19 protein-coding genes are annotated in these 25870 nt (G+C 68.2%); 6 read left to right on the forward strand and 13 right to left on the reverse strand.

All coding sequences use genetic code 11. From position 1 onward, the window contains the following. Window positions 1-51 precede the first annotated feature (51 nt). Window positions 52-804, forward strand: a complete 753-nt coding sequence (locus tag OV287_RS07065) for a TetR/AcrR family transcriptional regulator (RefSeq protein WP_267533219.1) — start codon at window positions 52-54, stop codon at window positions 802-804. A gap of 108 nt (window positions 805-912) precedes the next feature. Here OV287_RS07065 and OV287_RS07070 read toward each other — a convergent pair whose 3' ends face one another. The 3 genes from OV287_RS07070 to OV287_RS56190 all read right to left on the reverse strand — a co-directional run bounded on the left by OV287_RS07070 (window position 913) and on the right by OV287_RS56190 (window position 2872). After that, window positions 913-1383 (reverse strand): NUDIX hydrolase, encoded by a 471-nt coding sequence (locus tag OV287_RS07070; protein WP_267533220.1) that lies wholly within the window; start codon window positions 1381-1383, stop codon window positions 913-915. Then, entirely contained in the window at window positions 1380-2237 is an 858-nt protein-coding gene (locus OV287_RS56185; RefSeq protein WP_308809549.1) for a hypothetical protein, read from the reverse strand. The genes OV287_RS07070 and OV287_RS56185 overlap by 4 nt, the downstream gene beginning before the upstream one ends. Window positions 2238-2311: 74 nt before the next feature. Continuing rightward, on the reverse strand, window positions 2312-2872 hold the full coding sequence (locus OV287_RS56190) for a hypothetical protein (RefSeq protein WP_308809550.1): 561 nt from the start codon (window positions 2870-2872) through the stop codon (window positions 2312-2314). Between the two features lie 731 nt (window positions 2873-3603). Here OV287_RS56190 and OV287_RS07080 point away from each other — a divergent pair. Next, entirely contained in the window at window positions 3604-4314 is a 711-nt protein-coding gene (locus OV287_RS07080; RefSeq protein ID WP_267533221.1) for a DUF3883 domain-containing protein, read from the forward strand. On the opposite strand, the gene OV287_RS07085 is transcribed toward OV287_RS07080, so the two are convergent. The 3 genes from OV287_RS07085 to OV287_RS07095 form a co-directional block, all read right to left on the reverse strand. Beyond that, on the reverse strand, window positions 4262-4933 hold the full coding sequence (locus OV287_RS07085; RefSeq protein WP_267533222.1) for a hypothetical protein: 672 nt from the start codon (window positions 4931-4933) through the stop codon (window positions 4262-4264). The two genes, OV287_RS07080 and OV287_RS07085, sit on opposite strands and share 53 nt — an antisense overlap. A 265-nt stretch (window positions 4934-5198) precedes the next feature. Then, a complete protein-coding gene (locus OV287_RS07090) occupies window positions 5199-5891 on the reverse strand; it encodes an imm11 family protein (protein WP_267533223.1) in 693 nt (230 codons plus the stop codon). Next, window positions 5881-6378 (reverse strand): Wall-associated protein precursor, encoded by a 498-nt coding sequence (locus tag OV287_RS07095; RefSeq protein ID WP_267533224.1) that lies wholly within the window; start codon window positions 6376-6378, stop codon window positions 5881-5883. The genes OV287_RS07090 and OV287_RS07095 overlap by 11 nt, the downstream gene beginning before the upstream one ends. Before the next feature lie 242 nt (window positions 6379-6620). Between OV287_RS07095 and OV287_RS07100 the strand changes: the two genes are divergently transcribed. Continuing rightward, window positions 6621-6890, forward strand: coding sequence for a hypothetical protein (locus tag OV287_RS07100; protein WP_267533225.1), 270 nt, complete (start codon window positions 6621-6623; stop codon window positions 6888-6890). Here OV287_RS07100 and OV287_RS07105 read toward each other — a convergent pair. From OV287_RS07105 to OV287_RS07125, 5 genes are all read right to left on the reverse strand, one after another. After that, entirely contained in the window at window positions 6827-11296 is a 4470-nt protein-coding gene (locus OV287_RS07105) for an AMP-binding protein (RefSeq protein WP_267533226.1), read from the reverse strand. The two genes, OV287_RS07100 and OV287_RS07105, sit on opposite strands and share 64 nt — an antisense overlap. 166 nt (window positions 11297-11462) lie before the next feature. Then, complete coding sequence (locus OV287_RS07110; RefSeq protein WP_267533227.1) at window positions 11463-12494, reverse strand: polysaccharide lyase family 20 protein; 1032 nt, start codon at window positions 12492-12494, stop codon at window positions 11463-11465. 181 nt (window positions 12495-12675) lie between these two features. Then, on the reverse strand, window positions 12676-13527 hold the full coding sequence (fghA, locus tag OV287_RS07115; RefSeq protein WP_267533228.1) for an S-formylglutathione hydrolase: 852 nt from the start codon (window positions 13525-13527) through the stop codon (window positions 12676-12678). Then, window positions 13527-14639, reverse strand: a complete 1113-nt coding sequence (locus OV287_RS07120; RefSeq protein WP_267533229.1) for an S-(hydroxymethyl)glutathione dehydrogenase/class III alcohol dehydrogenase — start codon at window positions 14637-14639, stop codon at window positions 13527-13529. Before OV287_RS07120 ends, fghA begins: the two co-directional genes overlap by 1 nt. A 960-nt stretch (window positions 14640-15599) precedes the next feature. Continuing rightward, window positions 15600-15806, reverse strand: a complete 207-nt coding sequence (locus OV287_RS07125) for a hypothetical protein (RefSeq protein WP_267533230.1) — start codon at window positions 15804-15806, stop codon at window positions 15600-15602. Window positions 15807-16445: 639 nt separating this feature from the next. Between OV287_RS07125 and OV287_RS07130 the strand changes: the two genes are divergently transcribed. Continuing rightward, entirely contained in the window at window positions 16446-17435 is a 990-nt protein-coding gene (locus tag OV287_RS07130) for a type VI immunity family protein (RefSeq protein WP_267533231.1), read from the forward strand. Window positions 17436-17562: 127 nt separating this feature from the next. Here the strand turns inward: OV287_RS07130 and OV287_RS07135 are convergent, their stop codons facing one another. After that, a complete protein-coding gene (locus tag OV287_RS07135) occupies window positions 17563-18195 on the reverse strand; it encodes a CHRD domain-containing protein (RefSeq protein WP_267533232.1) in 633 nt (210 codons plus the stop codon). 134 nt (window positions 18196-18329) lie between these two features. On the opposite strand from OV287_RS07135, the gene OV287_RS07140 reads away from it, so the two are divergent. After that, window positions 18330-19214, forward strand: a complete 885-nt coding sequence (locus OV287_RS07140) for a LysR family transcriptional regulator (protein ID WP_267533233.1) — start codon at window positions 18330-18332, stop codon at window positions 19212-19214. A 130-nt stretch (window positions 19215-19344) separates the two neighbouring features. Further along, on the forward strand, window positions 19345-20544 hold the full coding sequence (locus tag OV287_RS07145) for a cytochrome P450 (protein ID WP_267533234.1): 1200 nt from the start codon (window positions 19345-19347) through the stop codon (window positions 20542-20544). Between the two features lie 9 nt (window positions 20545-20553). Here the strand turns inward: OV287_RS07145 and OV287_RS07150 are convergent, their stop codons facing one another. After that, window positions 20554-25833 carry a trifunctional serine/threonine-protein kinase/ATP-binding protein/sensor histidine kinase gene (locus OV287_RS07150; protein WP_267533235.1) on the reverse strand — a complete coding sequence of 1760 codons (5280 nt, stop codon included), beginning with the start codon at window positions 25831-25833 and terminating at the stop codon, window positions 20554-20556. Window positions 25834-25870 lie beyond the last annotated feature (37 nt).

A 25870-nucleotide genomic window follows, 5' to 3' on the forward strand; every position in this document is an offset into this window, starting at 1 on the left:
TGCACGCGAATGGGCGATGTTGTATCTGCATGCACGGGAACGGAGGTGAGGATGAGCAACGAGATCGACGACAAGCTCCCGCGCAGCCTGGAGGTGCTCTGGAAGCGGGCCGACCGGCGCTCGCGCGGACCCCAACCGGCGCTCAGCTTGGAGCGCATCGTCGCCGCGGCCATCGAACTGGCCGACGCCGAGGGCCTACAAGCGCTGTCGATGGCCCGCCTCGCCGAACGGCTCGGTTGCGCCACCATGTCGCTCTACCGGCACGTCGCGAGCAAGGACGACCTTCTGGTCTTCATGATGGACACCGCGCCGGGAGAACCACCCGACATCGAGCTTGCCGTCCACGGTTGGCGCGGCGGGCTGGAGCGCTGGGCCCGGGAACTGCGGGCCCTCTACTACCGACACCCCTGGATCCTGCAGATCACCCCTGGCCGGCCACCGTTGGAGCCGGGCCAGCTCGCCTGGCTCGACTGCGGCCTTGGCACCATGGCCGGTATCGGTCTGAGCCCGCATGAGAAGCTGGCGGCGTGCATGCTGATCCTCCATTACGTCCGCGGCGAGGCGCAGCTCCACCTGAGCCTGTCGCAGGCGAAAGAGCACCAGGACTGGAACAGCCGGGAGATGCAGGCCTGGTACGGGCGGACACTGGCCAGGTTGATCGACGCCGAGCGCTTCCCCGCGCTGGCCGAGCTCTCCGCCGCCGGCGCCTTCGAGCCGGGTGACGACGAGGCCAGCGAGTCCGCCGAATTCGACTTCGGGTTGTCGCGCATCCTCGATGGTGTCGAGATGCTCGTTCGCCGCTAGCACCCTCGGCAACGTGACGTTTCCCCCGTAGCGGGCACCAGATGCTATGGACGCGGCTCGCCCGCGTCCTGTCACGTCAGGCGGCCTCTGCCCTGGAGGCGCAGGGGGTCAAGCCTCTTCGTCGGGCAGGAGGGTGAGCAGCAGCTCGTCGTCGGGGCCGAGCGGGAGCCATCCGGGAGGCGGTGGCGTGGCGAGGAGTGCATCTCCGACTTTGTCGACGCGCTGTTCATGTGTTTCTGGGGTGTAGGCCCCCCAATGGGCGAGCGCCACGGCAACCTTGAGGCGGTTTGCGTCGTCAAGCACGGCCGGCCAGCCGTTGGGGAGTGCTTCAGCCAGTTCGCGCACGAGTTGCCCGCGCACCAAACGCGTGATCCTGCGGCTCCGCTCCGCCTCTGCCACCAACCCGCTGAACACCTGCACTGCCGCGATGTCATCCGGGCCAAGCTCGTCCGCCAGTTCCAACAGCGAGGCGGTGGGGCGTGCCTCGGCGAAGGCGGTGAGCGAGTCGTAGCCGCGCCCGCGGACCCGCTCATACAGGCGCGCTTTGATGTTGCCCTCCCAAGCACGCCCGTCGCTCATTTCCCACGACAGCGGATGAAGTTCATCGGGATGTCGTAGTCCATCATGCGCTTCGCGACTGTTCCCAGGACCTCGCTCCGTGTCAACATCCGACCGGTCGTTGTCTCGGCTTCAAGCAGCGCCTCCATGAGCATCCGGTTCCATTCACCGGGCCACTTGCGCCCCAGCTTCCAGTTTCCACCACCGTGAATTGCCTGGTGGTGAGCCTGCTGCAACGTGACGCAGAACCACTCGATGCTCATCTTGCCGGTGAAGCCGCGCCTCTCGAACCACTCGCGGAACTCCTTCGGCATGACGTGGTCACGTGGGGGCTCGGCCATACCGGCGCCCGTTTTGCCCGTCACGCGCATGGCCCGCACCTCGGGCGCATCACCGAGCGCGTCGCGCACACCCCGTGGGAGGTCGCCGTGTCCCTGAGCCATCATCACGTGGCCGGCCTGAATCCGCACAGCGGCGCTGACGGCGGGCAGGGAGAGGACGCCCGCGCGCACCAACTGGCGCATCATCTCCACCCACTCGGCGGACACCACAATCCGCGTGCCAATCATCACGCCGTTGGGGCCCACCATGAGGCCCACGCCGAGCATGGCGGGAGCGGACGGGCGCATGGCGGGGAGCGAAAACCTCAGCGCCGACAATAGGGTGAGCGCCTCAATGGACTCCTTCAGCACCAGCGCCGTCTCGAGGACTTTCGCCCCCTTGTGCACGGCCTCGAGGAGTGCGGCGAACTCGCCGGTGAGGTGGCCTACCAGGGCGGGGACGTCGTGCGCCGCTGCCTCCACCTGCTCTGGCTCCAGGGATGAGAGCGCCTCCATGGAGGGCTCCATCATCTTCTGCCAGCGCTCCAACTTCACGAACAGCGTCTCCACGTCATAGAGGTGCCGGGAGAGCGCGGCGTCGGTGAGGTTGAGGAAGTCAACCCATACGGCTAGGAGCCCATCATGGCGACCTCCAGCCGTGGGCCAGCGAGGCGCAGCAGGGCGAGCTGCATGTCCGGGTCCTCCACCTCCGAGGCGGCGGTGGCCAACTCCGAGGCGGCGGCCAGCTCGGATTCAATCCACCGCACCTGAGCTACGCCATGATCGACGTAGCGGACGAAGATGCCGTTGCCCGCGCCAGCGATGCCCAGGTGGCTGGCCTTGAGTCTGGAGAGCTCGCCGGAGATGCGGCGGGTGGAGCCGGACAGCTCACTGACGCCCTTGCGAAACGCCAGGTGGGCCGCCAGGGCGCTCTGCCATGCCGTCTCCTCCGCGCCGCCAGGGCCCACCGCCGTCACTGTCTCCCTTGCGCCCTGGCGGCGGTGCAGCCGCTGCGGGCCCTCGGGCTCGGGCGCGGATGGCTCACCCGGGCCTTGTGCCCAGGCGGGCGGGGCGGCCTCGTGTGGCGTGTAGCGCAGGTGTGTCCCCCGGCCGGGCGGTGGCGTCAGCGACGCGCAGCCGGTGGACAGCAGAGCCAGGGCGAGCAGCAGCGCCAGCAGTATGGACGTCATCAGCACCTCCGGTTGGGGGACTCCCATTCTGAGGGCCACCTCCGACGACTCCGGACAGCCGGGAAAAGACGGGTGGATGCATCCGGATTCCCAGGTCTGGTACCCAAGCCGGACCTTCACAGGAAGTGTGTGGTGTGAGCCCGTGCGAGCAACGCGGGGGCTGTCAGCTCAGCGCGCCGAGACGAGTTGGACCGTCATGCGCGAAAGCACCTGGATGTGCCCCGCACTCGTTGACGTCAATGAGTGATGTAGGTTTATGTGCGATGCTCGTTGACGTCAACGATTGAGGAGGGGGAGAGGCCGCCCTTGCTGCTCATCTCGTTGACGGGCCCGTCCATGCTTTCCTGTGCTGCCGCGAGTCTCCAGTTCCCAAGCCTCATGGCTCGTTGAGAGGTGCGGTATGTCTACCCGCCTTGTTGGCCCGGGCCCAGCAGGCGCGCGGCGGTTCGCTTTGCCCGCAGGCGCTCTCCCTCACATTCTCGTGCTCCCGTGTGAGGTTGTTGGAAAGGGAAGGGGCGTGGAGCTGTCGACGGGCACACCGACCTCCAGGCGTGCCGGCGGGCTCTGCGCGAGGACTCCTATGGAGCGAAGGCGGTCGTGTCGGAGTTGTTTGTGGCGCGGACGGAGGCGGAGGTCTCCCCTCGGCGCGAGGATGCCGGGCTGCTCGAGTGGGGCATCTTTCTGGACGACGTGCCCAGGCAGTCATGAGCAGGTCTCGGAGCTGAAATTCTTTGATTCCCTGGGATGCGCTCTTTGGCACGGGCGCTCCTGCGCCCACCGAAGCCCGGCGCTCCGGCCGGCTCGCCCCCCTCTCATCCGAGGCCCTGCGCCGACAACTCCTCGCCGCCGAGGAGACCGGTCAGCGAGGAGAAGAGCTCTTCGGGGCGTGGCTTGCCTCCATGGGCCACGAGGAGGGGGACTTCACGTGGATTTCGGAGACTCATGCACGCTCGGCGTACGACTATGAAGTGCATTCGGCCAGGTGGCTTGACGGCACACCGAAGGTTTTCATCGACGTGAAGACGACGCGAGGCCCCTTCGACCGGCAGATACACCTGAGCATCTCCGAGCTGCGCTTCGCGGCGGAGACGGGGAGCTATCGGATCGCGCGCTTGTACAAGATTGATGGTGAGACGCCGAAACTCCGGATTCTCTCCGGCGTCCAGCCGGTGGCGGCGCGGATTCTCGAGCGGCTGGAGGCGCTGCCAGAGGGCGTCACGGTGGTCAGCCTGCAGCTCGACCCGGGGCTGTTCGAGGTCGAGCTGAGGACGACGCTCCCGTCGCGCCGCGTCCCTGGCGGGCACGAAAAGAAGCAGGGAGGGAACACCGGCCATGTCTGGTCGGCATCCCTCCCTGCCCGGGTGCTTCAGCTCATGCGGATGGGTGCTTCTACTTCGCGGCCAGGGTGGGCTCCGCGTTCATGCCCTCCTGGAGCGCCTTGAGGAGCCGCGCCACCTCGGACACCGGCACGTCCTGCACGCTCAGCAGCGTCTTGCCGTCCTGGGTGCGCGAGCTGAGGCGGACCGGGGCCACCCCATCGAAGTTGCGGAAGAGGCTGTCCTCGAAGAAGAGCAGGCGCGCCCGGTCCGGCACGGGGACACGCACCGGGGCCGGGGTCTTCTTGGCCTTCGTGGCCCGCTCCACCTCGTCCACGCTGCACTCGGCGAAGGGCTTGTTCACCACCTTGCCGTCATCCTGTGGCACGTCGATGAGCATGGCGCCCGGGTTGCCCCTGTCCAGCACGATGCCGGTCGCCTCCACGTAGCGGAGCAGGGCGCGCAGGGTGTACACGCCGAAATGCGTGCAGATGGCCTCCGGGAAGTTGCGGGCCACGGTGCCGTACACGGTCAGGGTGGACTGCGAGAGCGCCTTCACGTTCTTGCTGAAGTACTCCTGGGCGCTCTTGTGGCCGGCCAGCTCCGCCAGCTTCCGGTCCACGACGTGGTTGTAGAGCGTGCCGATCTGGTGCGCGGCGGTGTTCCCCTGCTGGATCAGCGAGTTGATGGTGTCGCGGATCTGCTCGAGCGTCATGTCGGTGCCAACTGCCTGAATCACTGCCATGGTACTTCCCCCCTCTGGGTGGAGCCGCTGGAGTGCGGCTGCCCTCGGCCATGGCAAGCCACGTGCCAGGATGGGCGGTCCCTGTTTTCGGACGGTTGCGCGATGGAGCGGTTCCAGAACCGTCTGCTTTCCGGGCAGGGAGTCCGAAATAGGGGACGGTCACTCGTTGACGTCAACGAGTGACGGCATTTCCACCCGAATTCGGGGTGCATGAGGGTTCACGGGCTCCTGGGCACGAGTCCGCCCGGGTGAAGCGGGGCATGACTCAGACGGGGTGTTGCTTCGGGCCCGGCGGCCCGAGTTCCGCCGGGTCCCACACGAGCTGCTCGGTGGGCGTCAGCACCATGTTGGTGAAGCCGTGGCGCTCGACGAAACGGGCGAAGCGCTCGGAGACGGTCACGCGTCCATACAGTCCTCGGGGACGGAAGATGTCCTCTCCGCGCCAGGTGTCCGCCTCCAGGGTGTAGCCGTAGATGGCGTTCTTGGTCGCCTCGCGACAGTCCTCGCACGTGGGCGGGTTGTCGGCGTAGACGATGCGGCTGCGCGCCAGGTCCACGGCCGTACGGCTCAAGCGGGTCCTGACGACGAGGTAGTGGGGGACGTGGGCGGGCTTGGGACCGCGCCGCTTGCGGCGCACCCGGACCACCTCCACCGGGTGGAAGCCCTCCAGCCCCGTCAGTCCTTCCTCCTGGAAGGCCCGGGCGAACCGCTCGGAGACGAGCAGGTCATGCCCCGAGGGCTTGAGGAAGTCCCCGAGTTCCTCTCCGTGCAGTACCAGCTCGACACGATAGGGGGGCAGCCACGGCAGCATCCCTATCGCACCACCGCACCGCGGGCAGTCAGGCGCCTCTCCGAGGTTGACGGGCTCGAGCGTTTCGACGTCGACATCGTAACGGGACCAGAGCGCGCCCTTCTCCAGGACGAAGAAGGGCAGGGAAGCAGCCGGCTCAGAAACCATTGGGGAACCTCGCACGCATGTCGGGCCGGTTGTAGATGAGCCGGAGAAAGGCCTCGAACTCCTTTGCGGTCGCTTCGCCGTTCTCCTCGAGCCATTTGATGACTTCGGCGTCCACGTCGCGGTGCCACTGCTGGTAGCCGCAATGGGCTTGCTCATCCACGGCCCGGGTGACGAAGCGTTCGTCGCGTGGCTTGTACTGGCCCTTGAGCGTCTTGTGCTTCTCCAACGCCTTGGCGATGGGCCGGGAGATGACGTGGTGGTTCTGCCCCGTGCACTCCTTGGGCTCGGAACAGTCCGAGGCCGCAGCCTGTGCTGCATCATCCCCCTTGCGGACGACCTCCTCCGCCCCCCTGATATGCGCCGTGATCTTGTCCACGAGCTTCACGGCCTCATCGGCTATCTGCTCCTCGCATAGACACCCCGCCATTGTCTCGCCGGGGGTGGATGGACTCTGCGTGAGCAGCAGCAGCAGCAGGCTTGCGATCATGGGGCTCCTCCGAGTCAGTCAGCGGGCCCGGAGGATACCGTCGCCGCGCGGCCTTGTTGATGGGGCCGTGAGCACCTAGGCACGAGTCTTCCCGGGTGCAAGTGGACGAGGGAGGGGCGCGCCGTCCGCCGGTACAAGAGGGTAGGTGGCGTGACACCTTGCGCCGTGGGGTAAGCGGCTCCACCTAGAAGGGGTCAGGGTCACGGGTGGAGGTGGGGCGTGCCACTCCGGGAGGTGTCTCCGTGAAGCTCGATCTATCCTCGTTCCTGCTGGGCTGTGGCGTGGGGGCCAGCTCACTGCTGTTGGGCAAGCATCTGCGCCCGCTGCTGCTGGAGGTGGCCACGCTCCTCTTCCGCGTCCAGGAGCGGGTGATGGCGGAGACGCCGATGGGACACGAGACCCTGGCGGGGTTGCTTTCGGAGGCCCGGGCCCGGGCCCGGGTGGGTTCCTACCGGGCTCCCCTGCCGAACCGTGCGCGGAACATGCCCACCAGGTCCTCGTCGAGCACGTAGTCCTCCACATACAGCCGTGCCGCTTCGAACCGCAGCTCGCGCAGCTTGCGGTAGTGCAGGTCGAGGTCCCTCGGCGTCGGCGTGCCCACGAGGCAGGGAGCATCCTCGAAGCGGGAGCTGAGGATGCTGGAGAAGACGCAGCCCATGAGCGTGTCGTCGATGGGGTGGAGCAGCTTGAGCGCGGCGCGGATTTTGTGGTCCCAGCCGGTGGCGAAGGTGATCTCCCGAATCTCTCCGACGGGCCTGTGGCTGCGGATGGCACCGGCCTCGGTGAAGAGGACATCGCGGCGCTCCTGGAAGCGGCGGATGGCGCGGCGCGGGTCGAAGCAGTGGGGCGCTGAGTCATCCACCACGAGCGTCCCGGGCCGCAGCCTGTCCACGTCGAGCAGGTTGGCGGCGCTGGTGGCGCTGAGGATGACGGAGGCCTCGTACACCTCATCGGGCGCGGTGTTGCCGGAGATGCACGTCACCTCCACCTTCCCCCGGAAGCCCAGCTCCGTCATCAGCTCCTCGGTGAGGTGCAGCAGGTGCTCGCGCTTGGCGGGGACGTCGCACAGCCGCAGGCCGCGCGGGTGGGGCAGCGTCCGCAGCAGCAGGCGCAGAATGGCGGTGCCGATGGAGCCGGCGCCGAGGAGCGTTACATGCTCGTCCTCCATCCTTCGCCCCCCGGCGCGCAGCACCTGCTCCACCATCATCACGAAGCAGGCGGCGGTGGTGGCGTGGCCGGTGGTGAAGCGGGGCAGGCCAGAGCGGCCGGCGATGGCGTCCTGGAGGGCGTGTCCGTAGTCCGTGGCCGAGGGCACCAGTCCAGTGAGGGACACGGTATCGGCGCCCAGGCGTGCGGCCTCCTCGAGTCCCCGGACGACGGCATCCACGGTGCGCTGCTTGTCCACGTAGAGGGCGGCGTCCTCCAGCGGCAGTACGATGAGGCCGATGCGGCCGAGGAACGTCTCGTACACGCTGACCAGCGAGGCCTCCCCGTGGAGGCAGTCGCGGATGAACTCGCGGGGCGTGAGCCGCAGCTGCTCCAGGAAGGCGCGGGGCAGGGTGGCGAGTGCGGCGGCGTCTACGGAGAGCTTCGCGCTGTACTCCACCTTGCGAGCGGGCTGACGCTCCTCGGAGCCTACGTCGTTGTAGACATCGGCGACGGACAGCAGGTGCACGGCGCTCTCGGGCAGGGTGGGGCCGGCGTAGTAGAGCGAGAACAGCACCTTCTCGAAGAGCACGGGGAAGGACAGGTTGGACGAGACGAGCTCCTCCAGCCTGGGGTCCAGCGTGCCGCGCAGGCCGTGGCGCTGCTCGCGCAAGTGCACCTTCAGCCGCTCCCAGATGTGGAGGACGGAGAGCATCTCCAAGAAGTCGGGCCGCTGGAACTGGTGGGGGAAAGGACTGGGCAGCGTGGTGGTGCCGTTGCTCTCGGCGGTGAGGAAGACGCGGACGGTGTGCGCCAGCAGGTTCAGCATGGCGAGGAAGCTGGCGTAGAACTCGCGATCTCCTCCGAGCTGGCGCATGGGGATGACGGAGTCCAGGTCCGCGAAGGTGCCGTTGAGGAGCACGTTCTGCGGCTCGATGCACTGCCCGTTCTTGAAGTGCTGGATGTCGCTGGGGAAGTAGCCGAGCAGCAGCAAGCGCGCGGTGAGCCGCACCCAGGAGTCGACGACGGCCTCGGGGTCCAGGTTGTGCTTGAGGGTGGCGTAGACGAGGCGCGTGTTGGAGAAGCCGCCGGAGCCGGTGCGCTGGCTCTCCTGGGCGAGTGTGCCGGCGAAATGACTCACGCGCGGGAAGGGCGCCTTGGGAAACCAGTAGACGTAGCAGGCCAGCCCGTCGCGCAGCTCGTTCTGGGCGATGGTGAGCGTGAAGCCGGACAGCAGCGGCAACAGCCGGGAGCGGAAGCGCGCCACCACCTCCTCGGACCAGCGCACCACCAGCAGGGGCAGGGGCAGCCCTCCGGGCTCGTGGAACTCCTCGAGGAAGCGGCCCTGTAGCTCGGCGGCGCGCTGCGCTTCGTTGAGCGCCTCGGGCAGCGTGACGGCGCCGGGCACCTTGCGCTCCTGGATGAGGAAGTACTCCAGCGTGTTCGTCACCGAGTGCTTCGCGAAGCGCTCGAAGAGCCGCTGCTGGAGGAGCTGGAAGAAGCCGATCTGATCCTCGCACCGCACCTCGGCGCCCTTGATGGCCAGTACGCTCTCGCCGGGGCCTCGCCGGTAGAAGGAGCGGAAGTGGCCCTGCGGGCGGAAGTAGCCCTCGGTGTCGAAGGTGCCGTTGGTGGGCGGCACGGGGATGTCCCGCTTCATCCGCTCCAGCTCCTCGGCCACCCAGGGCTCGGCCTTGCGCAGGTAGCGCCAGAGGGCGGGGGCATCGCGGGCCACGTCCCAGGCGATGGAGAAGGGGCCCGACTCCGCGCGCGGCTTGCGCGTGCCCAACTCCTCCAGAAGCTGTCCGAGCGGATGGCTCAGCAGCTCCTCCATCCGCAGCGCGAGTCCGTACCGGCTCTCCAGCAGTTGCTGCAGCTCGAGCTGGCGCATGGAGTCCAGCCCGAGCTCCGCCAGGGTGCGCCGTGGATCCACCGCCTCGGGGGCGATGCCGATGAAGCGGGCGAGCTGCTCGCGCAGGAAGGCTGAGGGGCTCGCGTCGGTGGGCTCGGCGCGGGGAGGCGCGAGCCGGGCCGTGTGAAGCACCTCGAGTGTGCCCGCGAGGAAGTCCTGCTTGCAGGCGTTGCGCTGAATCTTGCCGCTGGACGTCTTGGGCATGGTGCCGTGGCGCACCAGCACCAGCGTGTCCAGGTGGATGCCGTGAGCGGCGGTGACGGACTGCCGGGCGGCGTGGGTGATGTCCTCGAGGCTGTCACCCTCTCGGTCGCGGTGGACCTCCTGGACGACGACGAGTCGCTCCTCCTGTCCGGAGTCGATGGAGAAGGCGGCGCTACAGCCGGGGCGCAGCGCGGGGTGGCTCTCCTCGACGGTGCGCTCGAGGTCCTGCGGGTAGTGGTTGCGGCCCCGGATGATGACCAGGTCCTTGATGCGGCCGGCGAAGAACAGCTCGCCTTCCTGGAGGAAACCCAGGTCTCCGGTGCGCAGCCAGGGGCCGTCGCCCGTGTCGGCGCGCAAGGCGCGGAAGGTGTGCTCCGTCTCCTCGGGGCGGTTCCAGTAGCCCTGGGCAACGCTGGGGCCCGAGACCCAGATCTCCCCCACTCGGTCCGAGGAGCAGCGCGTGCGCGTGATGGGGTCCACGATGACGACTTGCACGTCCAGCCACGGGCGGCCCAGGCCCACCGTGCGCCGCGAGCCCGGAGTGCCCTCGGGCAGCTCGACGACCCACCAGGACTCCAGCGCCGCGCCGTCCACCGTGCGCACCGAGCGGCGCGTGCCCTGGAAGCCACCTGTCACCATGAGCGTGGCCTCGGCCAGCCCGTAGAGAGGACGCAGCATGTCCGGGCGGAAGCCGCGGGATGCAAAGGCGCGGGTGAAGCGCTCCAGGGTGTCGGGGCGCACGGGCTCGGCGGCGTTGAAGGCGTAGCTCCAACTGCTCAGGTCCAGCCCCTCGCGCTGCTCCGGCGTCACCTTGCGCGCGCACAGGTCGAAGGCGAAGTTGGGCCCGCCGCTATGGGTGCCTCGGTAGCGGGAGATGGCTTGCAGCCAGCGCACCGGCTTCTGCAGAAAGGACTCGGGCGGTAGCAGGACGATGGGGAAGCCGGCGTACACCGGTTGCAGCACGCAGCCGATGAGCCCCATGTCGTGGTACATCGGCAGCCAGCTCACGCCGACGGAGTCCTCCGTTCCGCCGAAGGCCCGCTGGATGATGGCCGAGTTGTGGAGCAGGTTGCCGTGCGTGAGCAGCACGCCCTTGGGGACGGCGGTGGAGCCCGAGGTGTACTGGATGAAGGCGAGCGTGCTGGGCGTCACCTCGGGAGGCCGCCACGGCTGCTCAGCGCCCGGCTCCAGGGCATCGGTGGCCACCCAGCGCAGACTGGCGAGCTCTGGCGCGTGGCTGGTGAGTCCGTCCACCAGGTCGCGGATGGCGCTGGTGGTGAGCACCAGGGTGGCCTGGGCGTCCTGGGCAATGGCGCGCAGCCGCGGCAGCGTGCGGTGCAGGCGCGTGGGGTCCGGCGGATACACCGGCACGGCCACGACTCCGGCGTACAGCGCTCCGAAGAAGGCGGCGACGTAGTCCAGCCCGAAGGGGTAGAGGAGCAGGGCCCGCTCCCCGGCCGCGGCGGACTGCTGGAGCGCGGAGGCAATGGCCCGGGCTTGCCGGTCCAATCCCGCGAAGTCCAGGTGCCGGGTCTCCGTCTCTCCATCTTCCAGGAGGGTGAAGACGCGGCGCGAGGGCTGCTGCTGTGCCCTCCTCCGCAGGAGGTCTACAAAGGTCGAGCCGGGCTCGGGCCGCACCACTGCCAGGGGCTTCATGTCTCTCGGCACCGCTTCAGGGGGACGCCGCGTGGGGGACGCGGCGGTGCCGGGGAACTGGAGTTGTCCCCGACAGACGGATCTTCATCCGCCCGCCCGTGGGCTTCAATGGCGGTGGGAAAAGCTCTGAGGCGCCGGGTGGGGTACGCAGACCCCACCCGGGTGCTCAGCGACGCCGCGAACGGCGAGCGTGGGCGGGTGTGGCCTTGCGCCGGCGCAACAGGGTGGCCAGGGCCAGCCCGACGGCGGCCAGCAGGGGCACGCCACCGGTCGAGGAGGCACCGCAGCCCCCGGGAGGCATCGCCGTGCCTGCGAGCGTCGCGTCATCGGGGACGAGGCCGCCCGTGCCCGGGACGGAGTCCGGGGGCATCTGCGCAATGGGCTGCTCGGGCTGCTCGGGCTGCTCAGGAGGGGGATCTCCCTCGCCGGAGGCGCCATCATCCGGCGTGCCCTCGGGAGCCGGCTGCGGCTCCGGGGTGGCGACGACGGGAGCGGGTAGGACGTCCTCCAGCTGGGTGGCCTGGATGAAGCCGTCGTGGAAGACCACACCCTCTGGGGCGATGGACGCATCGCGGTAGAGGCCGAGCTTGAGGTAGTTGAGCTGGCCCGCGTACTGCGTGGCCACCTTCGTCAGGGGCAGGACGACCTTGCCATTGTGGTACAGCTCGACGAAGCCGACCTTCGGATCCGGGGACCACTTCACGTGCAGGATGAAGTCGTTCCAGAGCTCGCGCTGGAGCGGGGCCCGCCAGACGATATTCCCGCTGCTACCGCCCACGCGCAGGCGCAGCTGATCATCCACCACGTAGAACTCGAGCGGCGGAGAGCCACCGTTTCCTTCGTGGTGCCACTGGGTGAAGATCTGCCACTTGGGGGAGCGTGGGAAGCTGCTCGGGAAGAGCGTGCTCCACTTGTAGAAGAACTCGGAGCCAGCCGGCTCACGGTCCATGTAGACCAGCTCGTTGCGGTTGCCGCTGGCGTTGATGGGATCATCGCCCTGGCGGACGATGGTCTTCAGCGCGTAGCGGCCCTCTCGCACGGTCGAGTCGACCACCTGCAAGCGGCTCGAGGAGACAGTCTGCGCGCGATCCCATTGTGAGGTGTTGCCCGTCTCGAAATCCCCCGTCCACACGGTGGAAGCGGTGGCCAGGGTGGGCAGCAGCAATGCGAAGGGGGCAAGTTTCAGCAAACGCTTCAAGCTCAGTCCTTTCGTTCCGTTGGGTTCCCACGGACAAACGGACCCCCTTCAGACTTCCCGGTGTGACTCCCTGTCAGCCCTCCCTGGAGTAGGTGCCTCCTGGCCCTCTTGTGCAGCCTCGGGACCCACGAGCGCCTCGCCGGAAGTCCGTCCGGCGAGGAGGCACGTGCCCTCTATTATTTCAGGAGGTTAGAGCCACGGCGTGGTGGCGCAGGTGGTCCGCGATGAAGGTCGAGACGAAGTAGTAGCCGTGGTCGTACCCGTCCTGGGAACGGAGCGTCAGGGGCTGCCCCGCCTGGTCGCAGGCCTCGCGGAGGAGCTCGGGTTTGAGCTGCTCCACGAGGAACTTGTCGCGCGTGCCCTGGTCCACGAGCAGGGGCGGGAGGCGCGAGCGCCCGGAGCGGATGAGCTCGAGGGAGTCCCACTCCTTCCAGGCCTCGGTGTCGGGCCCGAAGTAGGTGGTGAAGGCCTTCTTTCCCCAGGGGACGCGCATGGGCGCGCAGATGGGGGCGAAGGCGGAGACGGAGCGGTAGCGGCCGGGCTGGCGCAAGGCGCAGACGAGGGCGCCATGTCCTCCCATGGAGTGGCCGAAGATGCCCTCGCGGTCCATACGGGCGGGGAAGTTCTTCCCGATGAGCTCCGGCAGCTCGCGGGTGACGTAGCTGAACATCCGGAAGCGTGAGGCCCAGGGCTGCTGCGTGGCATCCACGTAGAAGCCGGCGGCGGTGCCCACCTCCCAGTCGGCGTTCTCATTCGGGATGCCGGTGTCGCGCGGGCTGGTGTCGGGGACCACGAGCATCAGCCCCAGCTCCGCGGCGAGCCGTTGCGCACCGGCTTTGATCTGGAAGGTCTCCTCGGTGCAGGTAAGGCCCGAGAGGAAGTAGAGCACGGGCACCTTGCCCGCCTGGGCCTGCGGGGGCACATAGACGGAGAAGCGCATCTCGCCGCCACACACCGCCGAGTCGTGGCGGTAGAAGGCGACGGTGCCTCCGAAGCAGCGGTGCTCGGAGGCGAGCCGGAGGACTGCATCCATCACGAGTACCTCACCACGGCGCGGATGGACTCGCCCCGGTGCATCAGGTCGAAGCCCTCGTTGATGCGCTCCAGGGGCAGGGTGTGAGTGATGAGCGGGTCGATCTGAATCTTCCCGTCCATGTACCAGTCGACGATGCGGGGCACGTCGGTGCGGCCGCGGGCACCGCCGAAGGCACTGCCCTTCCACACGCGCCCGGTGACGAGCTGGAAGGGACGGGTGCTGATCTCCTGCCCCGCCGCGGCCACGCCGATGACGATGCTCTCGCCCCAGCCGCGGTGGCAGCACTCGAGCGCCTGCCGCATGGTCTGCACGTTGCCGATGCACTCGAAGCTGTAGTCGGCGCCGCCTCCGGTGAGGTTGACGAGGTAGGGCACCAGGTCCGCGCCCACCTCCTTCGGATTGACGAAGTGGGTGAGGCCGAACTTCTCGGCCATGGCGCGACGGGAGGGGTTGATGTCCACGCCGACAATCTGGTCCGCGCCCACCATGCGGCAGGCCTGCACCACGTTGAGGCCAATGCCGCCCAGCCCGAAGACGACCACCCGGGCGCCCGCCTCCACCTTGGCGGTGTAGATGACGGCGCCGATACCGGTGGTCACCCCGCAGCCGATGTAACAGACCTTGTCGAAGGGGGCGTCCTCGCGAATCTTCGCCACGGCGATCTCTGGGAGCACCGTGTGGCTCGCGAAGGTGGACGTGCCCATGTAGTGGTGGATGGGGTCCTTGCCGATCCGGAAACGGCTGGTGCCATCGGGCATGAGTCCCTTGCCCTGGGTGGCGCGGATGGCGGTGCAGAGGTTCGTCTTGCGCGACAGGCAGGACTTACATTGCCGGCACTCGGGGGTGTAGAGCGGGATGACGTGGTCGCCCTTCTTCAGCGAGGTGACGCCGGGCCCGACGTCCACCACCACGCCCGCGCCCTCGTGGCCGAGGATGCAGGGGAAGAGGCCCTCGGGGTCCTTGCCCGAGAGGGTGTACTCGTCGGTGTGGCAGATGCCCGTGGCCTTCAGCTCGATGAGGACCTCGCCGGCCTTGGGACCTTCGAGGTGAACCGTCTCGATGCGCAGGGGCTTGCCGGGTTCGAACGCCACCGCTGCCTTGATGTCCATGCTGTGCTCTCCAGTTGCGGGATGTAGCGAGTTGCGGCGGAGGGTAGCGGGCAGGGGCGGGCCCTGGGGGCTTCACCGGCCGAAGAATTGCGCTTCCCGACAGTCGCGGTAACACATGGTCGGATTTGCTGGTCACCTGAGTAGCACCGGACGAGGCGCATGAGAGGCGTGGCCGACAGAGCGAGGGCGGTAGGGCGGCCCGGCGGGACGAGTGTCCTGCTGGTGTCGCTGCTGCTCGTCGTGTCGGCCTCCGGGTGCGGCCAGCTGGACGATTCGATTGATTCCCTCACCCTCCAGTTGGAGGAGCTGAGCCGGCACCGGCACGACACCGCCGGGAAGTCCGGAAAGGGCACGGCTCTCCCGCACCAGGCCTCGGTGCGTGAGTGGGAGCCGGAGCCAGCGCAGCGTTCCGCCCGAGTACGGGGGACGCTCATCGCGGGCCTCGCGGTCAGCCGCGCGGACACCCCGCCTGTCGTAACGGGGACCGGGCTTCAACGGTCCCCACCGGGTCAGGAGGCACAGCCTCCGAGGCAGGCCCGGAGATATGAGTCCCCGCAGGTGAAGAAGGGACTCTCACCCGGTGTCGGGTCCGCCATGGTGCGGACACGGGTTGCCGCGCCCGAGGGAATGGCGCGGCTATTGGCCGCCGGTCCGCAGCCGGTGAAGGCCATCCGTCAGGCAGTCAGCGTGAGCGCACCGCGGCTGCAGGGCGTCGTCCGAGGCAGGTGGATTCAATCCACCGAACCGTCGGACGTGGAGCGTCCATTGATGGGGATGGGCGGAACATCCCCGCCGCAACTCCTCGCGCAACGCGACGCCGTCAGGGCACCTGACGGGACCGCGGGTGTGGAGGGGCCGAGGAGACGTCCACCTGAAGCGGTGGGGCGTCATCCAGGTCAAGAGGCGCTATGCGCTCACGGGAGCTGTGTGGCTTCCTACGGGCGTATGGCAGGGCTACCACTAACCGCCGTGACCGGTGGTGCTGCCGGAGGACGCGGGCTCGTGCTCGCGCGCGGGCCCGAGGGCCCACCGCCTCGAGCACACCCGGTGATAGGACGGGAGGGCACGCGCCGAGTCATAGGCCTGCGCCCCGAGCACCTGCACGCCTCCGCGAGGCGTGGGCGCGTGGCGAGCAGGCGTCTCGAATGGGACGCTGGGCCGCCTCATCCTGGGCCTGTCCGAGGTGGCCTGGAGCGACGCGCTCTAGAACACCACCAGGAACATCGCGTCAGCCCTCCGCTTGGAGATCGCGCTGAATACCGCGCTCGACTCGCCATTGCGGGCCTATGGGATGCCGCGCCTCCAGGGCTAGGGCGTGTCCACGAAGTTTTTGGACATAGTCAGGAGAGTGGTCAGGGCTACGGAAAGCACCGGTCCTTCTGGATGCCTTGCTCTCCGGAGGTACAGCACCAGAGAGCTCTGGCCCCCTGGCCACAAACCCGGAGGCGGGAGGTCTTCCGGTCGCACGTGGCTCGAACTGGTCCGACCATCGGACCAGTTGCGCGAACTCGCGCCCGGAAGTCGTCTCTCCCCACTGCGCGAATACGTCCAAGAGCTCCGTAGACACTCCACTAGGGATGCCGGCAGATGTCGGGCGTGGTGGTGTCGGACACGGCATACACGCTCTTCAACAGTGCAGTCTGGGAACAGGGTAACCGGGACCGCAGTGGTGGTCTGGCGGCCATGTTGTGCGTCAGCGGCAAGGCGCTCTTCCGGTGCAACCGGGAGATGTGGCGCCGCGTTGCTCGCACAGTTGGGTATTACGCGCCTACCGCAATGACGTACCCCTATCCTCGAATTCGCCCTGTGGGCGTCCCTCTCGTGGACGGCGCTGACCGCGAGGAGCTGCTCGCCCGTGAGGTCATCCGGCTCGCATTCTTCCTGCCGCACGATCATCCGGACGTCGCTTCGGGTGTGAGTCTTGCCCTCGATAGCTACATGCAGATGGTGGGGGAAGGCCCTGAGAGCATCAACGAGGCTTTCGTCGATGACGACGAGGGGGCACCGCTTTCACCGGACCGATGGAAGTCCATCCGACACCGTCTCCGGCCCGAGCGGCATTGGCGCTTCGCTGACGACTACAGCGAGTCCTACGCGAATCGAGTGGAGAAAAGGCGCTACGAGACGCAGCTCTTCCTCGATGGAGGTGGCGCTCGGACTGGCTACAGCTTCCGGTATCGAGCACGCATCCCCTGGCGGACGCCTGCTTCGAACAAGGTGAGCCTGCTGACGGCGACCGTCCCCACCGAGTTCCTGGAAGCCCATGGGCCTGCCCGTGTGGCTGAGCTCGCTCGCACGATGGCTTCCCAACTGCAATTCACCACGGGGCATGTAGGCCTCAATCTTCAGCTCTACTGGCCTTTGCGGTCCACGGATGACGCCCTTCGAGCCGCGGCTTTTCGCTACCCCGGTGTCGATCTGCGCCCGGCTTGGCTTTGGGAGGAGGACGTGGGCTTCCACGTGGATGGTGTCCACTGGCTGAACTTCTTCGCTCCGCCAGTGCTCAAGAAGCTCGGGGGGGCACACGGTCTCCGAGCGCGGTTACGCTCCGACAACACTCGTGTCGAGACGATCAACGATAAGCGTGTGGTCGTTTCGCTCGGGGAGTGGCCTGAGTCGGGTGATTTGGTCCAAGGGCTTACCCTGCCAGCCTACCGGGAGCTCTCGCACGTTCTCGCGCCGCTGCTCGAACCGCTGGAGAGCTCATCTCCCGTTACCTGGATGGCCGCCGGCAATTCCTTCCTGGGCTTCACCGAGGAAGAGGCACTGAAGTGGTGGCGCCGCTTTCTCGATTGATGGAGGTCCTTTTGGCCAGGGCCAGGCGGCTCCACCGGGAGGGTTCCTGCTCGGGCCTCCCGGGTATTGCCGCGCTGGCATGCTGTGCGCTCAGATGAGCGTCATGCTCGCTCCCGCTTCCGCTCCGCTACTCCTGAACGGCGTAGAGCTGACCGCGCATCTCGCCGTAGTAGGTGTGCGCCTTGGTGTGGAGGTTGAAATAGAGCACGCCCTTCCTCGCCAGGCTCTCGAGGCCGGCGAGCGTCTTGACCTGCCCGGGGAGTCCCAGCTCGGAGGGGCAGCCCTCGGGCAGCGAGGGCTTCAGGCCCGGCATGTCCTTGACGAAGACGACGTTCTTGTTGGTGAGCTCCACGGAGAACTTGCCGTCGACGAACTTCTTCGCCGGGCTCCCGGACTCGCCGAAGTCCACGATGATGGGGCCGAGGATCCCCGGGGGGCCGCAGTGGATGTGGAACATGAGGATGTCGGCGGGGTTCACTCCTTGAATCTGGACCTCGACATAGGCCTTGCTCAGGTCCTTGGCGAACCGGAGCTGCCCATGGCCCCTCGACTTGCGGTTCTCGCGAAGCACCGACGGGGCCGTGGACCCGAGGCTCTTCTCCAGCGGCTTCGGGACCTCCGTCTCCTCTCCGGGCTCCTGGGCGGGACTCATCCAGGCCTCGTAGACCGTGTAGGTCGTCGCGCCGAGTGAAGGGTCCTTGGCCTGGGCGGGCAGGGTGGACAGAGCGAGAGCGAAGGCGAGGGCCGTAGGCGTGCGCATGGTGCATTCCTCCTTGGGAACTGCGGCTTCCTTCGTAGCCCCAGCGGCGCGCGGCCGATGGCCAAAGACGGACAGGCGGTGGCCGTGCGCTGTACAGCGGCCCTCACAGCGGCCAGGAGCAGCGAGGTAGGAGCATGGATCTCGAAGAGTTGCGCGCCTTTCTCGACGTCGTGGAGACGGGCTCATTCCTGGCCGCCGCGGAGTCCCTGGGTGTATCGCGCACGACCTTGAGGCGCCGCGTCGAGGCGCTCGAGGCGCGCGCCGGCGTGCCGCTCCTCAAGAGCACGGCGCAGGGCATCATCCTGACCGAGGCCGGTGAGGTCCTCGCCCAGCGCGGGCGGATCATGATGCAGGAGACAAGCGCGCTGCTGGCGTCCATCCGTGAAGTGGGTCAGGAGCCCTCGGGGGTGCTCCGGCTGGTGCTGCCCGTGGGGCTGCCGCCGCACCTCCTCGCCCCGCTCTTCGGGTTGTTGCGGACCACCTATCCGCTGTTGCGCGTCCACGCTCGTTTCAGCAGCAACCCCCTGGCCGAGCCGCTGGATGGCGTGGACATGGCGATCCACTTCGGGGAGGACACTCCCCGAGGGCCATGGCTCTCCTACGTGGTGATGCGCGTGCGAGAGGGGCTGCTCGCCAGCAAGGAGTACCTGCAGCGGCGGGGCACTCCGGGCTCGCTGCAGGACCTGCAGAACCATGAGCTCTTCTCCTGGGAAGCTCCGGGAGAGGATGCACGCACCTGGCCCACGCTCCGGGGCGCCACCTTCACGGTAGAGCCGGCGCTCATCACGCCGGACATCCACCTGATTCGCTCCTGTTGCCTCGCGGGGCAGGGGATAGGGCTGATCCCCAGCGTCGAGCTGGCCGATCCAGACACTCCCACGGACCTGCTGGTGCCTGTGCTGCCGGAGCTGGTGGGGCGTGAGCGTCCGGTTCGCTTCAGCGTGCCCGAGGCGCTCTCCGAGATCCCAAAAATCAAACAGGTGCTCACGCACATCCGACGGGCCTTGGAACCGCTGTGAGCGGTAGCTCCCCGGGCGTGCCGTCGAGCGTGCAAGCCCACTCCGGGACCAGGCGGCTTCACCGGACGGGTCCCTGCGCGGACCATCCGGCTATTGCCGCGCTGGAGCCGCCTGCGGTCAGATGCGCCCCATGCTCGCTCCCGTCCCGCTCTCTCCCGATGTGCTCAGCACCCCCGAGGGAATCGCCAATCCCTACCCGGCCTACCGTGCCTTCCAGGGCCCCAACCCGGTGCGCTACCTGCGGCTCCCGGCGGGGCCTCTGACGGGCCGGACGGAGCCGCTCTACGCCTGGGCGTTGCTCCGTCACGCCGATGTCCTCGCCGCCATCCGCGACCCCGCCACGTTCTCCTCGCAGACGCCGACGGTGTTCAAGACGATGCCCAAGTTCGCGCTCCTGCACGATGACCCGCCCCACCACACCCACCTGCGGCGGCTCGTGAGCAAGGCGTTCAGCCCGCAGCGCATCGCCTCGCTCTCGGAGTGGATTGGCCGCCTCGCGAACGAGCTGCTCGACACGGCGGGGAAGGGCTCCGTGGAGCTGATGTCGGCGTATGCCGTTCCCCTGCCGATGCGGGTCATCGCCGGAATGCTGGGCGTCCCGGACGAGGACTATCCGTCGTTCAAGCTCTGGTCGGAGGCCGTGATCGGCTACGCCGGAATGTCCGCGGAGGAGCGCGGACGCAAGATGCAGGAGATGATGGGCTACCTGGCCCGGATCATCGCCGCGCGCCGCGCGCAGCCCGCTGAGGATTTGATCTCCGCGCTCGTGCAGGCCGAGGTCGAGGGCGCGGCACTCTCCGATACGGAGATCCGCAGCTTCGCCGCGGTGTTGCTCGTCGCTGGCAACGAGACGACCACCAACCTCATCGGCAACATGATGGCCCTGCTCGCGGACCGTCCGGAGCTCTGGCGCCGGGCCCGTGAGGACCGCTCGCTCGTCGATCCCATCATCGAGGAGGTGCTGCGCTACGAGAGCCCCGTGCAGCGCTTCCCCCGGGTGACGGCGAAGCCGGTGAAGATCGGCGACGTGGAGATCGGCGCGGGGGAGATCGTGGACATCGTCTATGGCGCGGCCAATCGGGATCCCGCCGTCTTCGAGGATCCGGACTCGTTCCGGCCGGAGCGCCCGACGAACTCCCAGCACCTGGGGTTCGGGCTCGGCACGCACTTCTGCCTGGGTGCTCCGCTGGCCCGGCTCGAGGCCCGCATCACGCTGAACGCGTTCCTGGAGCGCATCCCGGAGCTCGGCCGGGGTGAGGGCGCCGCGGTGCGCCAGGGGGCCGCCCCGGTGAGCCTCGGCTACAAGTCGCTGCCGCTCGTGCTGGGCTGAGCCGAGGGCCTACGCCAGCGGCAACTCCAGCGTGGCCGTGGCACCCTTGCCCGGCCCGTCGCTCTCCAGCTTCAGGCGCCCGCCCATCATCTGGGCGGCCAGTGCACTCGAGTGCAGGCCCAGTCCATGCCCGCCCTCGCGCGTGGTGAAGCCCTGGGAGAAGAGCCGCTCGCGCAGCTCTGGCGCGATGCCCATGCCGTTGTCCACCACCTGGATGCGCGCCACGCCGCCCTCCGCGTCGAGCCGCACGTGCAGGTTCCGCTCTCCCTGCGGCTGCGCGACCATGGCGTTCTTGGCGTTGCTGATCAGGTTGATGAGGATCTGCAGCACCTTGTGCTTGTCCAACCGCATCCGGGAGAGCGTGGACAGCTCCCGGACGACGTTGACGCTGTGGCGCCTGAGCGCTGGCATCTGGATGCTCAGCGCTTCCTCGACGACCAGGGGGAGATCGCACTCCTCGGTGACGAGCGTGTCCCCCGCGTAGGTCTGCTGCACCTGGACGATGGCCCGGATGTGCTCGACGTGCTGGGTCGTCGCCTCCAGGCCCTCTTTCAGCTCCGCCTGCTCGCGGAGCAATTCGTCGGTGAGCGCGGAGAGGTACTCCGGCAGGTGGGTACCGCGCGGATCCCGGGTGATGAAGTCCGCCAGCTCCTGCTGGTGCGCCTCGAGGATGGCGGAGACCTGCTTCAACCGCCCCAGGCGCGAGGTGCCCATCGTCTGATTCATCATCTGCACGTTGATGATGGCGCTGGTCAGCACGTTGCCAACGTTGTGGAGCACGTTGGTGGCCACCTCGGCCATACCCGCCGCCCGAGCCGTGTCCACGAGCTGCGCCTGGGTCTGCCGCAGCTCCCGCGTCCGCTCCTCCACCCGCTTCTCCAGCTCGTCGTTGGCACGGCGCAGGGCGGTCTCGGCGCGCTGGACGTCGGCGTACAGCCGCGCGTTCTCGATGGAGATGGCGGCCTGCGAGGCGAGGTGTCCCAGGAGGGAGATGCGCGACGGCGTGAAGGCGTTGGTGGCGAGGCAGTTCTCCAGGTAGAGCAGCCCGCGGAACTCCTCCTGGCGCAGCAGGGGCAGGCAGAGCACCGAGCGGGCCCGGCCGCGCTCCAGCCACGCATCAGACGAGAAGGGGTGCGGCTGGGAGGCATCGCCGATGAGCACGTGCTCGCGCGTGCGTTTGACGTAGGAGATGAGGGTCCACGGCAGGGGGGCCTTGTCCGGGACGGCAAGGGAGTCCTCGGGCACAGCGCCTGAGAGGGCCACCACCGAGAGCGTGTTGCCGTGAGGCAGCAGCAGGGCGCCGCGCTGTGCACCCGCGTTCTCGATGGCCACCTGGAGCAGCGTGGCCGCCAGCCGCTCGAGGACAATCTCTCCGGAGATGGCCTGCTGGGCCTTCACCACCGTGAGCGCGTCGAGCTGCGTCGAGCTCGTGTCCGTGACGGTCTCCTCGGAGGACGCGCTGGAGGCCAGGTGCGGCCACTGGGCGTCCAGGTGCCTGACCTTCCCATGGGCACCCCAGCGCACGTACGCCTCCCGAGCCTTGAGCACATAGGTCTCGGCGATGGTGGGCACTTGCCGCTCGTTCCAGTAGTGGGCCGCGAGCTCGCTGGCCAGGGCGACGTTCTGGATGAAGCCATGCTTGCGGGCGGACTGGATCGCCTCCTCGTAGGCGTGCAGGGCTTCATCCTTGCGACCCGTGAGACGGGCGAGCTCCGCGAACACCATTCGCTCGGGCGCGCGGAAGGTCGAGGGGGTGTTGCTGGCCCACTCGGCCAGTTGTTGCTGGTCCTGCCGCAGCGTTTCGAGGGCTTGCTGCTGCTCCTCGGTGCTGAGCTCCTGGAAGCAGGCGGCGAGCGTCAGGGCGCGGTAGAGGTGGAAGTCCAGGAGCTGGAGCTGGACGATCGTGGACCAGGTGAGCCCGGCTGCTTGGATTCCCGCCTCGCGCGCCTCCGCGTACGCCCCGCTCATGAAGCGCGCCCGCATCTTGAGGATCCAATAGAAGCACCGCATGGTGCTCATGCGGTTGGCGGACAGCGCGGCCTCGAAGGTCTCCTCGTCGAAGTCATCCCCACTCAGCGAGCCGAACGAGCGCGAGAAACCGCGCAGGTGCTGAGCGAAGCGCTGGAGGTGGTGGAGGATGTGTTGCGCGTCCAGGAAGCCCGCCTTGCGGACGAAGCCGAGCCGCGCGACGGATTCCTGATGGACCTCGTCCAGGGGGTGCCCCACCGCGAGGCGGTCCGTGACGATGTTGATGCAGCAGTAGCAGGCGGTCTGGAACTCACTGGCCTGGAGCGCGAGCTGGAAGGCCCTGCGCAGGGGCTCCAGGGTCTCGGAGAGGGGCCGCGTCCAGTAGGTGATCATCGCCATCAGGTAGATGATCCGGCTGCGGAAGGCGGTCAGGTCGTAGCGCTCGACGAATGCGCAAGCCAGCCGGCCGAAGGCATTGCCCTCCTGGTACCGCTTGAAGGCGGAGCCCAGCACCGCGCCGTACCAGCCAAGCCCATAGGCCGCCGCATCGGTGATGCCGTGGCGGAGGGTGAGAGAGGCCATCCGGCACAGGACGAGGATGAACAGGTGGCGGTCGAAGAAGGACGCGGGCGCGGAGAGCGAGGCGAGGGCACGCATCACCACCTCCGTGTCCGGGTCCGTCATCCGCGGCAGGTCAATGAGGCTCTCGATGGGGCGCTCCCCCAGCAGGGCCTGGACCTCCTCGTTGGCGGCGACCACCTCCTCCCAGGAGGGGTGCGGTGAGATGGGCATTCCCACCAGGGTCAGACACTCCACGAGGCTGAGGGTGGAGGCGTGGATCTCACCGGCGGCGATCTGGAGGCTGCTCTTCAACCGGTAGACGGTCACCAGGTCCGCACGGGTGCTCGCCCGGGGCAGCAGCTCCTCCAGCAGGCGGCGGGCCTCGGCGGCGTTGCCGCTCATGAACTCGCAGTTCGCCTGGTCCAGCCGGAGCTTGAAGGCCAGCTCGGGGGCCGCCTCCCACGGGTTTCCGGGGAGCAGGTGGAAGGCCGTCGACAGATAGGTGACGGCCGAGCGGAAGGCGGTCGAGGCCTTGGCCTTCCCTCCGGCCTCGGCGTTGAGGCGTGCCACGCGGTGGCGCTCCTCGGGGGTTTCGATCAGCTCCACGCCGGCGTTGAGCTGGCCCACCACGTCGAAGAGCTTCTCATGCACCTCCTCGGGAGACAGGCTCGCCAGCAGCAGGCGGCCGATGTGCAGGTGCACGGCCTTGCGCTGGTCCTCGGGGATGAGGGCATGGGCCGCCTGCTGGATGCGGTCATGCAGGAAGCGGTACTGCTCGGAGCCGGCGCACATCAGCAGGCCTTCCTGGAGCGCGGGCTCCAGGTCCTGCTCCACCTCGGTGGCCTCCTCGATGTTGGAGATGAGGAGCAGGATGCGCAGGGAGAAGGTGTTGCCCACGCACGCGGCCAGCCGCAGCAGGTGCTGCGTCCCGTAGGGGAGCTGGCGCAGCTTGCCCACCAGGAAGTCCACGACGTTGTCGGAGTAGCCCTTTGTCCGGGCTCCCTCGGCATCCCAACGCCACGTGCCCTCGATCGTGCGCGCCAGCAGGCCGTCCTGGTTGAGCGTGAGCAGGAACTGCAGCAGGAAGAAGGGATTGCCGCCGGTCTTCTCCCGGGCCGTGGCCGCGAGCGGCTCGATGATGTCCGTCCCGGCGCCGGGGAGGGTGTCGGCCACCAGCCGCTGGACATCCTCGAGGCCTAGCGGCTCGAGCTGGAGATCCGTCATCCGTGCGCCGGCCCTGCGCACTGTCTCCAGCACTGTTGAGAGCGGATGGGCGGGCCCCACCTCGTTGTCCCGATAGGCCCCGATGAGCAGGACGGGCGGTGTCTCCGTGTGGGTGAGCAGGTGTTGGAGGAGCTGGAGGCTGGCCAGGTCGGCCCACTGGAGGTCATCCAGGAACACGACGAGCGGATGCTCGGGCGTGGCGAACACGCCGAGGAGCCTGCGGAACACGCGGTTGAAGCGGTGTTGCGCCTCGGCGAGCGGCAGCTCCTTGACGGGCGGCTGCTTGCCGATGATGAGCTCCCACTGCGGCACCACGTCCAAGAGGACCTGACCATGGCCCTCCAGGGTGTCGAGCAGCTGCTTGCGCCAGTGAGCCAGCTCCTCGTCCGTCCCGGAGAGGAGCTGCTGTGTCAGCCCGCGGATGGCCTGGGCCAGGGTGGAGTAGGGGATGTCCTGCTGGAACTGGTCGAACTTGCCGCTGAGGAAGAAGCCGCGCTGGCGCACCACCGGCTTGTGCAGCTCGTGCACCACCGAGGACTTGCCAATGCCGGAGTAGCCGCGCACCAGGATGAGCTCCGGCCGACCGTGCCGGGCCACGCGCTCGAAGCTCTGGAGCAGGGCGGCGGCCTGCGTGTCGCGCCCGTAGAGCCGCTGCGGGAGCTGGAAGCGGGTGGGGACATCGTGTTCGCCGAGCGGGAAGTCCTCCGGTGTGCCCCGGCTCAGGCCCTCGCGGCACCGCTCCAGATCCGCCTTCAGCCCCTCCGCACTCTGGTAGCGCTCCTCGGCCACCTTGGCCAGCAGCTTCAGGACGATGGCGGATAGGACGGGCGGCAGCCCCTTCTCCCGCTCGTGCGGGGGTTGAGGCGCCAGCGCCATGTGGGCATGGAACCACTCGAGCGCGTCGCGCCCATGGAAGGGCCGGCTGCCCGTCAGCAGCTCATAGAGCGTGATGCCCAGCGAGTAGAGATCGGCGCGGTAGTCCACCGTGCGGTTCATGCGCCCGGTCTGCTCCGGGGACATGTATGCCAGCGTCCCTTCGATCACCGTCGCCTGCAGCGCGTCCACGTGCTCGACGCTCTGGATGCTGGCGATGCCGAAGTCGATGAGGTAGGTCTCTCCCGAGGGCGTGAGGATGATGTTGGAGGGCTTGATGTCCTTATGGATGACGCCGCGGCGGTGGAGCTCCGCGAGCGTCGAGGCCAGGGAGATGGCCAGCTCCAGGGCATGGAGCACCTCGAACGGTCTGCCGGTGAGCTCGGACAGCGGGGAGCCCTCGATCGTCTCCAGCAGCAGCACCGGGCGCTCCTGGAGCTGCTCGCAGCCCAGGGCCCGAGTCACTCCGCGCACGTCCCGGATCCGTTGGAGGATGCCGAACTCGCGGCGGTAGCGCTCACGCTCGCGCGGACCCGGGGAGGCGGCCGCCGGCGTCTTGAGGATGAGCGGAATCCCGTCGGCGTCGCGCACGGCGTGGAACAGCAGGTTCATGCCCGTGGACTTGACGGTTCCTCGTGGCGTGTAACCTGGGGTGTTCAGCATGTGGGGAGTCCTGGGCTAGGAGCCGCCCCGCACGGCG

Origin of the sequence: Archangium lansingense (assembly GCF_026626635.1) — a bacterium.
Taxonomy (GTDB): Bacteria; Myxococcota; Myxococcia; order Myxococcales; family Myxococcaceae; genus Archangium; species Archangium lansingense.